At 59.3% G+C, this 12461-nt stretch carries 13 protein-coding genes; 5 read left to right on the plus strand and 8 right to left on the minus strand.

Going from position 1 to position 12461, the window contains the following annotated elements; all coding sequences use genetic code 11:
- Positions 1-36: 36 nt before the first annotated feature.
- The gene (dksA, locus tag NH344_RS13090; RefSeq protein WP_044629489.1) at positions 37-474 is read right to left on the minus strand and encodes an RNA polymerase-binding protein DksA; all 438 of its coding nucleotides are present in this window, start codon (positions 472-474) and stop codon (positions 37-39) included.
- A gap of 186 nt (positions 475-660) precedes the next feature.
- Between dksA and NH344_RS13095 the strand changes: the two genes are divergently transcribed.
- Together NH344_RS13095 and sfsA are read left to right on the plus strand one after the other, a co-directional pair.
- Positions 661-1821, plus strand: a complete 1161-nt coding sequence (locus NH344_RS13095; RefSeq protein WP_253027998.1) for an aminotransferase class I/II-fold pyridoxal phosphate-dependent enzyme — start codon at positions 661-663, stop codon at positions 1819-1821.
- Entirely contained in the window at positions 1818-2546 is a 729-nt protein-coding gene (gene sfsA, locus NH344_RS13100) for a DNA/RNA nuclease SfsA (protein WP_253027999.1), read from the plus strand. Before NH344_RS13095 ends, sfsA begins: the two co-directional genes overlap by 4 nt.
- On the opposite strand, the gene NH344_RS13105 is transcribed toward sfsA, so the two are convergent.
- The 6 genes from NH344_RS13105 to NH344_RS13130 form a co-directional block, all read right to left on the minus strand.
- Positions 2543-3004, minus strand: a complete 462-nt coding sequence (locus NH344_RS13105) for a DUF4426 domain-containing protein (RefSeq protein ID WP_044629492.1) — start codon at positions 3002-3004, stop codon at positions 2543-2545. The genes sfsA and NH344_RS13105 overlap by 4 nt on opposite strands.
- 36 nt (positions 3005-3040) lie before the next feature.
- Entirely contained in the window at positions 3041-3637 is a 597-nt protein-coding gene (metW, locus tag NH344_RS13110) for a methionine biosynthesis protein MetW (protein WP_044629493.1), read from the minus strand.
- Positions 3637-4833 (minus strand): homoserine O-acetyltransferase, encoded by a 1197-nt coding sequence (locus tag NH344_RS13115; protein WP_062372869.1) that lies wholly within the window; start codon positions 4831-4833, stop codon positions 3637-3639. Before NH344_RS13115 ends, metW begins: the two co-directional genes overlap by 1 nt.
- 73 nt (positions 4834-4906) lie before the next feature.
- Positions 4907-5500 carry a YggT family protein gene (locus NH344_RS13120; RefSeq protein ID WP_062360581.1) on the minus strand — a complete coding sequence of 198 codons (594 nt, stop codon included), beginning with the start codon at positions 5498-5500 and terminating at the stop codon, positions 4907-4909.
- Between the two features lie 100 nt (positions 5501-5600).
- Complete coding sequence (gene proC, locus NH344_RS13125) at positions 5601-6428, minus strand: pyrroline-5-carboxylate reductase (RefSeq protein ID WP_044629496.1); 828 nt, start codon at positions 6426-6428, stop codon at positions 5601-5603.
- An 88-nt stretch (positions 6429-6516) separates the two neighbouring features.
- Entirely contained in the window at positions 6517-7215 is a 699-nt protein-coding gene (locus NH344_RS13130) for a YggS family pyridoxal phosphate-dependent enzyme (RefSeq protein WP_044629497.1), read from the minus strand.
- 33 nt (positions 7216-7248) lie between these two features.
- Here NH344_RS13130 and NH344_RS13135 point away from each other — a divergent pair, with 33 nt between their 5' ends.
- Positions 7249-8292 carry a type IV pilus twitching motility protein PilT gene (locus NH344_RS13135; protein WP_074211079.1) on the plus strand — a complete coding sequence of 348 codons (1044 nt, stop codon included), beginning with the start codon at positions 7249-7251 and terminating at the stop codon, positions 8290-8292.
- Between the two features lie 24 nt (positions 8293-8316).
- Positions 8317-9480, plus strand: coding sequence for a PilT/PilU family type 4a pilus ATPase (locus NH344_RS13140; protein ID WP_290444038.1), 1164 nt, complete (start codon positions 8317-8319; stop codon positions 9478-9480).
- Positions 9481-9489: 9 nt separating this feature from the next.
- On the opposite strand, the gene NH344_RS13145 is transcribed toward NH344_RS13140, so the two are convergent.
- Entirely contained in the window at positions 9490-10632 is a 1143-nt protein-coding gene (locus tag NH344_RS13145) for an anhydro-N-acetylmuramic acid kinase (RefSeq protein ID WP_253028001.1), read from the minus strand.
- Between the two features lie 116 nt (positions 10633-10748).
- On the opposite strand from NH344_RS13145, the gene tyrS reads away from it, so the two are divergent.
- Positions 10749-11948, plus strand: coding sequence for a tyrosine--tRNA ligase (gene tyrS / locus NH344_RS13150; RefSeq protein ID WP_062363647.1), 1200 nt, complete (start codon positions 10749-10751; stop codon positions 11946-11948).
- Positions 11949-12461 lie beyond the last annotated feature (513 nt).

The raw sequence follows: 12461 nt of genomic DNA on the forward strand, positions 1-12461 counted from the left end.
TTGGCTGTCATCTTAGGATGACGAGGCGTTTGGTACTTAACCGCCCAGTTGCTTCTCTTTCAGCTCGGCCAGGGTTTTGCAGTCAACGCAAAGCGTGGCGGTGGGGCGTGCTTCCAAACGGCGGATGCCAATTTCCACGCCGCAGGCTTCGCAGAAGCCGTAATCGTCTTCGTCGATCTTCTCGATGGTTTCGTTGATCTTCTTCAGCAACTTACGCTCGCGATCCCGGGTACGCAGTTCAAGGCTAAAGCCCTCTTCTTGCGTCGCGCGGTCAGCGGGGTCGGCGTAGTTGTTAGCATCTTCCTGCAGGTGGCGTACGGTACGATCCACCTCTTCCATGAGGTCCTGTTTCCAGTCCAGAAGCAGCTGGCGGAAGTGCGCGAGCTGCTTCTCGTTCATATACTCTTCACCCGGTGCCGGCTCATACGGGATGAAGGACTTGGACGCTTCCGGTTTCTTTTCCGCTACTGGCATGGGAGTGCCCCTTACGTATGTGACTGCTGATCGACCATGAGCGTGTGTCACGATCTCACGCCAAAGGGATGCTTGTTTAGCTGAAAATTGCGCGCGATGCAAGCATAATAGTGCGCTTTCGACCATGGTCCCACATCGTGTGCGACCTGCGTCATGGTTTAACTACTGCTAGGTGAAGGAGCCGTTATGGCCTGGAATTCGCGTGTCGATCACGTTGCGCCTTTTCGCGTGATGCACTTACTAGAAATGGCTCAGGCACGTGAGGCGGCTGGGCATGACGTGATTCATTTGGAAGTGGGAGAGCCCGATTTTGCCACTCCCGCACCCATTGTGGCGGCGGGTCAGCAGGCGCTTGCCGAAGGCAAAACGCGCTACACCCCCGCTGCCGGTTTGGCGTCGTTACGTGAAGCCATCGCTGGGCACTATGCCGAGCACTTCAACGCCACGGTGGATCCCGCCCGTATTCTGGTCACGCCCGGCGCTTCTGGCGCGCTGCTGCTGGCTAGCCAACTGTTGGTCGAAAGCGGCGACCGGGTATTAATGGCCGACCCTAATTACCCCTGTAACCGCCACTTTATGGCCCTGGCGGGCGCGGAAATTGATACCGTGCCCGTTGGGCGTGACAGCGGTTGGCAGCTCACCGCGCCGCTGATTGAGCGGCACTGGCAGGCCAAGACGCGGTTAGCGATGTTGGCAAGCCCCTCCAACCCTACCGGGCATACGTTGGATGCCGAGGCGCTCACGAAGGTGAGCGACACGGTAGCCGCCAAGGGCGGTGATCTCATCGTCGATGAGATTTACCAGGGGCTGAATTACGATGACGCGCCGCTATCGGCCACGTCGCTGTCGGATGACGCCTTTGTGGTGAATAGTTTCTCCAAGTACTTCGGCATGACCGGCTGGCGATTGGGCTGGCTGGTGGCGCCAGAACAGGCTGTCGAGCCGCTGACTCGGCTGGCACAAAATGTGTTCCTTGCCGCGCCAACACCTTCCCAGCATGCGGCGCTGGCAGCGTTTACTCCCGAGTGTCGGGATATTCTGGAAACCCGTCGCGCCACCCTCAAACAGCGTCGCCAGGTGCTGCTGGATGGCCTGGCCGAGCTAGGGCTTGCGCCTGATCTACCACCCCAGGGGGCGTTCTATCTCTGGCTGGATATCTCCCGCTACAGCCGCGACAGTCAAGCCTTCTGCGAGCGCCTGTTGGTGGAGGAGAACGTCGCCATCACCCCCGGCATCGACTTTGCGGTTCAGGGCGGCGAGCATCATGTGCGCATCGCGTTCACCAACGACGTGGCACGTCTGCAGGAGGCGGTGGTGCGCATCGCGCGTTTTGTGAGCCGCTTATGATGACCTATCCAGGGCTGGTGCCCGGCATTCTGCTGCGCCGCTATAAGCGCTTTCTGGCCGATGTCCGCCTGGACAGCGGTGAGGAAGTGGTGGCCCACTGCCCGAATACTGGCTCGATGAAGGCGGTGAACGTACCCGGCTGCCGTGTATGGCTCTCGCCCAGTCATAACCCTAAACGCAAGCTTGGGTGGACCTGGGAGTGGATAGAGCTGCCCGAGCCAGATGGTGGAACGGCGCTGGCATCGGTGCACACAGGCCGTGCTAATCGATGGGTCGAAAGTGCCATTGAGGCCGGAGATATACCGCCGCTGTCGGGCTATCGAACGTTAAAGCGCGAGGTAAAGGTCGGCGAAGCGCGGCTCGATTTTCGCTTGGATGACCCTGAGAAGGGGGTTGCCTATGTGGAGGTCAAGCAAGTCACGCTGAAAGAGGCGGATGGGCATGGCTACTTTCCCGACTCCGTGAGCGTGCGCGGCACCAAGCATTTGCACGCGTTGGCTGCGCTGGCTGAGCAGGGTAAGCGGGCGGTGCTGCTGTTTTGCGTGGCCCATGAGGGGATTGCGGACGTGGCACCGGCGACGCATATCGACCCTACCTATGCGGCGGCGTTAGCCGATGCGGTAGAGGCGGGCGTGGAAGTGTTGGCGTACGGCGTCACGGTGGAATGGCAGCAGGGCGTACCGGTAGCGGCCCGCTTGGCGCGGGCGCTACCGGTACGGGGTTAGCGTTCGATATAAAAGCGCTGGATAAAGCTCACCGGCTCGGGGTTTTCATTGCGGTCGTAGCGCACGTCGAGATTGAAGCGCATCGGCTCGTCTTGGCGCAGCGTGAACGTGGCCAGATGGTAGGTGGCATCGCCATCGTGCACGGTGCGAAAGCTGAGCGGTTCGCGGGTGTCGGTGAGGTCGCTAACGTAGCCTTCAACGCTAGCGTTGACCGGTCGCGTGGTGCCATCTGGCTGACGCTCGCGCACGCTGACATTCACTAAGCCGTGCCCGATGCTGCGCTGGATACTGTTCGCCTGCGCCACTTCTGGTGTGAGAAAGCGCGTTTCAATGGCGTTGTAGTGGATTTCGTACTCGCCCACTCGCACCATCTGCTCGGCCGCTGCCTGGGTGGCGCTGAGCAGCGTCCCCATTAGCAGCGTTAGCAGTGAAAAGCGTCGCAGTGTCGCGATAGCCATAGCGTGTCTCCTCTCATGGGTGAGGTAAGTGCGGTATTAGGCGCGTCGGCGCACTCGGAAAATGGCGATTTCACCAAACAGGTTCGGCCACCACTTCGAGGTCCAGTGCCCCTTGTGGTCGCCCACTCCTACGGCGCGGTCAACAATCACCAAGCCTTTCTCTTTGCACAGATGCTCGAAGTCGTTAAACGTCGAGAGGTGGATATTGGGGGTGTCGTACCACGCGTGGGGCAGCGATTTCGATACCGGCATATAGCCGCGCAGCCCCAGGTGAATGCGGTGACGCCAGTAGGCGAAGTTGGGGAAGGTGATGATGCCCTCCTCGGCTACTCGAAGCATTTCATCAAGCATCTTATCCGGGCGGCGCAGCGCCTGCAGCGCCTGGGTCATGATGACTTGGTCATAGCTATTGTCGCAGAAGCTACTCAGGCCATCGTCCAGGTTGTGCTCGATGACGTTGACGCCGCGCGCCACACACTGGGTGATACCGTCTGGGTCGATCTCCAACCCGTAGCCGGTCACGCCTTTCTCTTGGGCCAGCCGCTCCAGCAAAACGCCGTCGCCGCAGGCGAGGTCAAGGATGTGTGCACCTTGGGGAACCCAGTCGTAAATCAGTTCAAGATCCGTGCGCATTAGCGTATTTCCTCCGCGCCTGCGGCGTCGATGTGCTGCTCTCGTGCGACGCGGCCCATAAAGGCGCTGAACAGCGCTTGGTAACGCGGTTCTGGCAATAAGAAGGCATCGTGCCCGTGGGGCGATTCAATGTTGGCATAGCTCACCGATTTGCCCGCGCGCGTTAGTGCATCCACCAACTCCCGGGAGCGCGACGGCGGGAAGCGCCAATCGGTGGTAAAGCTGACGATCAAAAAGGGGCACTGCGCTGGTGCCAAGGCGCAGGCAAGATCGCCGTCGCAGCTGGCCGCCGGGTCGAAGTAGTCCAGCGCTTTGGTCATTAGCAGGTAGGTATTGGCATCAAAGGCGGTCGAGAAGGTATCGCCCTGATAGCGCAGGTACGACTCCACCTGAAACTCGACGTCGAAGCCAAAGCTCAAGTCGTCGCTGCGCAGGTCGCGGCCAAACTTGCTGCCCATGGCATCTTCGGAGAGGTAGGTGATATGCCCGACCATGCGGGCCAGCTTCAGCCCCCGTTTGGGTGCGGTGTCGTGCTCGGCGTACCAGCCGTCGAAGAACTCCGGGTCTGAGCGGATGGCTTGGCGGGCGACCTCGTTGAAGGCGATGTTCTGCGCCGAGAGGCGCGGCGTGGCCGCAATGACGACGGCATTGGCGACCCGTTCGGGGTAGGTGATCGTCCACTGCAGCACCTGCATGCCGCCCAAACTGCCGCCCACTGCCGCTGCCCAGCGCTCAATGCCCAGATGATCGGCGAGGCGCGCTTGGCTGGTGACCCAATCGCTCACCGTGACCACGGGGAAGTCAGGACCCCACTGGCGGCCGGTGTCCGGGTTATGGCTCGCCGGGCCAGTACTGCCGTGGCAGCCGCCTAGGTTGTTCAGCGACACCACGAAAAAGCGATTGGTGTCGATGGATTTGCCGGGTCCGATATGGGCATCCCACCAGCCAGGTTTGCGATCCTCGGCCGTGTGGTAGCCCGCAGCGTGATGATGCCCCGACAGTGCGTGGCAAATCAGCACCGCGTTAGAGCGCTCGGCGTTCAGCGTGCCGTAGGTCTCATAGATCAGTTCGTACTCCGGCAGCGTTTTGCCACAGGCAAGCGGCAGCGGCGTCTCGAACTTAACCACGTGAGGGGTCACAAGGCCAACGGAGTCCGCCGGCCGGTCGTCATAAGCAAGAGTGTCTGAATCAGGCATCGAAAGCGCTAGTCCTGCAAAAATAAGTCCTGCAAAAAGTAAGCTCGGGGCGATAGTCGAGTCGATAGGGCCTTTATAGGCCTACGAGTGCGCCCGAGATGCCCGCCGCGCGGATCAGCGAGCCAACCACTAAGCCGTCTACTAGGTTAATGGCGATAAAGACCACGATCGGCGAAAGATCAATCATGCCTAGCGGCGGAATCACCTTTCTCACCGGAGCCATGATCGGCTCGACCAACTGCATCACCAGCAGCGCGCCGGGGTGGCTGGCATTCGGCGCGACCCAGCTCAGAATGATCATCACGATCATGGCAAAGAAGTAGATCTTCAAGATGGCGTTGGCCAGCGCGGCCACCCCAGCAATCAGCAGCCCTGCAATGGGCGGCATACCCACGCCGATCACCATGAAAATGGCAATCATACTGACCACTTTGAGCACGAAACCGGCCGCCAGGGTGGCAAGGTCAAAGCGACCGGCGACCGGCCCTAAAAAGCCTTGGAACAGCCCCACGACAGGCTGGGTGATTTTCACCACCGACTGGCTGAGCGGGTTGTAGTAATCCGCTCGGGATGCCTGCAGCAAAAAGCGCAGCATTAACAGAAACAGATAAATATTGATCAGCGAGTTCACCAGCATTAACCCGGCGCTGCCTAATTGACTTCCCATTGTGGCTTCTCCTAAAAAATGTCGTTCTTGAGATGAGCGGCGTGCCTGCAGTTCATCCCGTTCTTATGGTGTGATTCACGGTCGGTTGCCTACGTAAGACTCAATCGTTACCGCTTAGCTCTTTGGACATGGCATCGGCGCGCGCGGCGCAGGCCTGCATGGCGTCGGCAATGATCGTGCGCAGGTGCGCATCTTCCATATGCGCAATAGCGCGCTCGGTGGTGCCGCCCGGTGACATCACGTTCTGCTTCAGGGTGGCCGGGTCTTTGTCGCTGCGCTGGGCCATAGTGGAGGCCCCCAAGGCGGTTTGAATGGCCAAGCGGCGGGCGGTTTCGGCAGGCAGGCCGAGCTTCACGGCGGCCTCTTCCATGGCTTCAAACATTAAGAAGAAGTAAGCCGGGGCGCTGCCGGAAACCGCGGTCACCGCATCTAGTAAACGCTCTTCCTCGACCCACTCGACAATACCCACGGCTTCCATTAGCTGCGTGGCGAGGGTGCGCTGGGCATCGCTGACCGCCGCGTTGGCGTACAGGCCGCTGGCACCGATGCCGACCAGTGACGGGGTGTTGGGCATGCAACGCACCAGGGCGTTGCCGCCGCCCAGCCACTGGTCGATGGTGTTGGCATCCAGGCCTGCAGCAATGGAAATTACCAGCGGCGCCTGCTGCTGAACGCTTTCACGCAGGGCTTCACAAACGCCGCGCATGATCTGCGGTTTGACCGCCAGCACGACCACATCTGCACCGTTAACCGCTGCACTGTTGTCGGTGTGGGTATGAATACCCAGGCGCGCCTTCAGCGGAGCCAGTTCGCTTTCGTTGGGGGCCGTGGCGGTGATGTCGCTAGGTGAGACACCGCTTTCGATCAGGCCGCCGATAATGGCACCGGCCATATTGCCTGCGCCAATGAAGGTGATCTTGCTCGCCATGGGGGTATCCTTTTTCGCAAATGGCTGCGTCTTGCAGCGTGTAAAGTAAACCGTGAGTTGTGTGAGCCGCGTGCTGTGTGAACCGTAGTTAGCCCCGAGCGCCAAAAATGGCGGTGCCTAAACGTACCAGCGTGGCGCCTTCTAAGACAGCCGCTTCTAAATCGTCGCTCATACCCATCGAGAGCGTATCCAGCGGTGCTTCAGGCAGTGCCGCTTGGAGCTCTTCCAAGAGCTGGCGCAGCGCTGCCAGCGGCTGGCGCTGTGCTTCTAGCGTCTCCGCCGGGGCGGGAATCGCCATCAGCCCGCGCAGGGCGAGGCCTGGCAGGGCGGCAATCTCTTGGGCCAGTGCCAAGGTACCCTCGGGCAGCACGCCGGATTTCGTGGCCTCGCGGCTAATATTGACCTGCAGGCATACGTTTAGCGGCGGTAACGCTGCCGGGCGCTGTTCGCTCAGGCGTTTGGCGATCTTTAACCGGTCAACGCTGTGTACCCAGGCAAACTGCTCGGCCACAGCGCGGGTCTTGTTCGATTGCAGTGGGCCAATGAAGTGCCACACAATGCCGTCAAGATCCTCAAGCGCCGCTTGTTTATCCAGCGCCTCTTGCAGGTAGTTTTCACCAAACTCGCGCTGGCCGTGCTGCCACGCTTCGCGCAGCATCTCGGCGGGCTTGGTTTTGCTCACCGCCAGCAGGGTGGCGCTGGTGGGCGAGCGTCCGGCATCCTCAAGCGCCCGGCGCAGGCGTTCACGCGCAGATGCAAGTGACTCGGGGAGCGCGTTGTCTGTCATACTCAAGCACCTTACCGCAGCTGGGAAAGAGAGATGGATATTACCGAACTGCTGGCATTCTCGGCAAAGCAGAATGCATCCGACTTGCACCTTTCGGCGGGTCTGCCTCCCATGATACGTGTTGATGGCGATATTCGTCGGCTTAATGTGCCCGCCATGGAGAACAGCGACGTTCGGCGGCTGATCTACGACATCATGAACGATCGGCAGCGCCGCGACTATGAAGAGCACCTAGAAACGGACTTTTCCTTCGAAGTGCCGGGCGTGGCGCGCTTTAGGGTTAATGCCTTCAACCAGGCACGCGGGGCAGGGGCCGTCTTTCGTACCATTCCTAACAAGGTGCTTTCCATGGACGCCTTGGGCATGGGCGAGGTGTTCCAGCGCCTTTCGATGCTACCCAGGGGATTGGTGCTGGTGACCGGGCCCACGGGGTCGGGCAAAAGCACGACCTTGGCGGCGATGATCGACTACATCAACGAACAGCGCTTCGAGCATATTCTGACCATCGAAGATCCGGTGGAGTTTGTGCACACCAGCAAGCGTTGCCTGATTAATCAGCGGGAGGTTCACCGCGATACCCATAGCTTCTCTGGGGCGCTGCGAAGCGCGCTGCGCGAAGACCCGGACGTGATTTTGGTCGGTGAGTTGCGGGATCTCGAAACGATCCGTTTAGCGCTCACCGCTGCTGAAACGGGGCACCTAGTATTTGGTACGCTGCACACGACTTCGGCGGCGAAAACCATCGACCGGATTATTGATGTATTCCCCGGCGAAGAGAAATCTATGGTGCGCTCGATGCTGTCTGAATCGCTCCAGGCGGTCATCTCGCAAACGCTGTTGAAGCGTCAGGGTGGCGGACGCGTGGCGGCCCACGAGATCCTGATTGCCACGTCTGCGGTGCGTAACCTCGTTCGCGAAGATAAGGTGGCGCAGATCTACTCCGCCATCCAGACCGGCGGCGCACTGGGAATGCAGACCCTGAATGCCTCGCTCGCTAAGCTGGTTAAAGAGGGCGTGGTGAGTATGGAGGAAGCCCAAGTAAGAGCTAAAGGCACGCTGACGTTAAAAGATGAGTAAGGCGGCAAAAGGATAATAGACGCGATGAGTGAGCCAGCCAGCGGTATGACCGTGACCCAGTGGCTGCACCAACTGCTGGGTATTATGGTCGAGCAGCAGGCATCAGACCTGCTGATTTCGGTGGGCGCACCGCCCAGTTTGAAAACGCCCAAGGGGCTAATGCCGCTGGGGCGTCAGCCGCTCTCCTCTAGCCAGGTGCGTAGCCTGGTTCTGAATGCGGTTCCCGAAAAGCAGCGGGAGCGATTTCAAGAGGAGCACGAGGCGAACTTTGCCCTAAGCCTGGAGAGTGCGGGGCGGTTTCGGGTAAGCGCCTTTCAACAGCGCAACGAGCCCGCCATGGTGGTGCGCCGCATTGCGCAGACCATTCCGACCCTCAGCGCGCTGGGCGTGCCTAGCCAGTTGGCGACGTTGGCCAATGCCAAGCGCGGGCTGGTGCTAGTGGTAGGCGGCACGGGAACGGGGAAATCCACCACTCTGGCGGCGATGATTCAGGAGCGTAACGCCTCAGTCGGTGGGCACATCATCACCATTGAAGATCCTATCGAGTACTTGCATCCGCACCAGCGGGGCATCGTTAATCAGCGCGAGGTGGGGGTGGATACGGAGTCCTTCGAGGTGGCGCTGAAAAATACGCTACGCCAAGCGCCGGATGTGATCTTGATTGGCGAAGTGCGTACCCGCGAGACCATGGAGCACGCCCTCACTTTTGCGGAAACCGGGCATCTCTGTTTGGCGACGCTGCACGCCAACAACGCTAACCAGGCGTTGGAGCGCATCCTTCACTTCTTTCCCCATGAGCGGCACGAGCAGGTGCTGATGGATCTGTCGCTGAATTTGCGTGCTGTAGTGGCGCAGCAATTGCTGCCTACTCAGCAGGGTGGCCGCTGCGCGGCGATCGAGATTTTGCTCTCGTCGCCACGGGTGGTGGATCTGATCCGAAAAGGGCGTATTGATGAACTAAAGCAGGCCATGGCAGGCTCCCGCGACGCGGGGATGCAAACCTTCGATCAGGCGCTTTATGCGCTTTATCAAGCGGGCCAAGTCAGCCAGCAAGTGGCGCTGGCCCATGCGGATTCCGCCAACGACCTGCGGCTGATGATCAAGCAGGGCGACGCCGTCGCCAGCGGTAAGCCGTTAGATGCGCAGGTGCCGTCTCATCTTGCTCTGCGCGACGGTGACGATTATTGACGGTCGCCGCTAGGGGGCGTAAATGCCGCCCAGTACCCGCGGGCCGCTGGCGCCGGTCACGGAAGACAAGTTGCCGGGTAACCCGTGCAGGCGCTGATGGGCGAGCCAAGCAAAGGCTCCTGCTTCAATCCAATCTTCCGGCCAGCCCAGCGTAGCGGGGGAGAGTAGCGTGACCTTAGGAAGGTGCGCGGCTAACCTTTCCATCAAATAGGCATTGTGAGCACCGCCACCGCCTACCAGTAGCGTGGCGCTGGGCTGGCTTAGTGGCAGTTGGGTCACCCCTTGCGCGACACTCACCGCCGTCAGTTCGGCCAGCGTTGCCTGAACATCCCGGGGGACTTCGTCGCCAGTGAGGTGGTCGCTCAACCACGCTAAGTGAAACAGCTCGCGCCCGGTGCTGCGCGGCGGCGGCTGATGAAAAAAGGGTTCTTGCAGCAGGCGGGCGAGCAGCGCTTGGTCGATTTGCCCGCTGGCCGCCCAAGTGCCGTTCTCATCAAATCGCTCGGTGTGATGTTTGGCAAACCAGGCATCAAGCAGCACGTTCGCCGGGCCGGTATCGAAGCCCACCACGGCGCGCTCCTGTTCTTGAGGAAGCCATGTAAGATTGGCAAAGCCGCCCAGATTCAGCACGAGCTGTTCGCCTTGGCGCTGCCCAAACAGCGCTTGGTGGAACGCGGGCGCTAGAGGCGCTGCTTGGCCGCCAGCGGCCAAGTCCCGGCGGCGAAAGTCGGCCACCACCGTGCATCCCGTCAATTCTGCCAGCAGGCTCGGGTTGTCTAGCTGTAGCGTATACGCCGGACCACCCTGGTGACCTTGCGGCGCGTGCTCAATCGTCTGGCCGTGGCTGCCAATCGCTGTAATCTGAGCCGGGACGAGCCCCTGTTCCGTTAATAGTGCTGTAACGGCCTGGGCCTGGAGGCGGCAAAAGGCATCCTCGGCGGCGGCCAGTTCGGCAAAGTGCGCTGCTGGCGCGTGGCAAAGGTGCAGTAGCTGCGCGTGCAGCGTATCGGGCATGGCAACGGCAGCCGTGGCTAATAGCTTAGGCGGCGCGCCAGGAGTGATAGAGACCAGGGCGGCATCAATACCGTCCAAGCTGGTGCCTGACATGAGCCCGATATAGTAGGCCGTCGGTGTGGAGGAAGCGGTTTTCATCATGCGAGTCATCCAAAACGGGGTGAAGGCTCAACCAAGGCGGTGGAGCGTGATAACATCGCCCACTATTGATTATTTAAACGCCTTTAACGGCACATAGTACATGGAGATCGGCAATGAGTGAGGTGGATCAGGCGTTAGCGCTGCTGTCGCGGGGGACGCATGAAATCCTGGTAGAAGACGAGCTGCGTAAAAAGCTCGCGTCTGGTCGCAAGCTGCGTATTAAAGCAGGGTTCGACCCTACAGCACCTGATTTGCACCTGGGCCACAGCGTACTGCTGACCAAAATGCGTCAGTTCCAAGATCTCGGTCATACCGTCATCTTTTTGATTGGTGACTTCACCGGCCGTATTGGTGACCCGACCGGTAAAAACGTCACCCGTAAGCCGCTGACCGAAGCCGACGTCAAGGCGAATGCGGAAACTTATAAAGAGCAGGTGTTCAAAATCCTCGATCCGGAAAAGACCGAGGTGCGCTTCAACGCGGAATGGTTTGGCGAGTTAACGGCTGCCAAAATGATTGAGCTGGCAGCACAAAGCACCGTGGCTCGCATGCTGGAGCGTGATGACTTCGAGAAGCGCTACAAAGCGAATCAGCCGATTGCGATTCACGAGTTTCTTTACCCGCTAGTGCAGGGCTATGACTCCGTCGCACTAGAAGCTGATATCGAACTGGGCGGCACCGATCAGAAATTTAACCTGCTCATGGGGCGCGAGATTCAAAAGCACTTCGGCCAGGAGCCTCAGGTGGTCATCACGATGCCCCTGCTAGAAGGTTTGGACGGCGTGCAGAAAATGTCCAAGTCGCTTGGCAACTACGTGGGCGTGGATGAAGCACCGGGTTCCATGTTCAATAAGCTGGTCTCCATGCCCGACAGCTTAATGTGGCGTTACTTCGAACTGCTCTCGCTGAAATCGAACGAAGAGATTGAGGCGTTGAAGCAGAGTGTCGAGCAGGGTGCGAATCCTCGCGATGTGAAAATGGAGCTTGCCCGCGAACTCATCGCCCGCTACCACGGTGATGAAGCCGCCGTGAATGCGCACAAGTCGGCGGGTAACCAGTTGGCCGATGGTGAGTTGCCGGAAGACCTGCCAGAAGTAGACGTCGATTTTGAAGGCAGCGAGCAGGCCCCGGTTGCGACTGTTCTGAATCGCTCAGGCTTAACCAAGAACAGCGCACAAGCCAAAGACATGCTGAAAAATGGCAGTGTCAAAGTGGATGGTGAGGTCGTTGCTCAAGACACCATGCTCGCCACTGGTAAAGTGTATGTGATTCAAGCGGGCAAGAAGCGTTACGCTCGCGTGACCCTGGTGTGAACTTTCTGAAAACTTTTTCACATTAGCTCTTGCCAACCCGGCCGCGAATCCGTAAAGTACGCATCCGCTGCCGGGGACGCCCAGCGTTACCAGCGGTGAATGAGGTTGAAAAACCTCTGGTTTGTCAGGAAGTTAGAGTCGTCTTGTTGCTGTTTAGATCGCTCGCTTCACTCGCTGAAAACAGTGGTTGACAAACACCGGGAAGTGCGTAAAATACGCCTTCCTCGCTGAGGCAACACGGTTCAGGTCATCGAGCCAGCACAGCGAACTTAAGAAAGTTGCTCTTTAACAATTTGATCAGGTAATTCATGTGGGCGCTTGCCGATGAGGGTGATAAATCACCAATTATCAAGGCAAGCGCACAAGAGAGATGTTCACATCTTTCAAATTCGTTTGAACCTTGAGCCAAGTTTGATCCGCTTTTGTTGCCTTCGGGCAGCGAGTAAGGATCGCATTGATCTTAAACTGAAGAGTTTGATCATGGCTCAGATTGAACGCTGGCGGCAGGCCTAA

It is taken from the genome of Halomonas sp. Ps84H-12 (genome assembly GCF_024124725.1).
GTDB classification, from domain to species: domain Bacteria; phylum Pseudomonadota; class Gammaproteobacteria; order Pseudomonadales; family Halomonadaceae; genus Vreelandella; species Vreelandella aquamarina.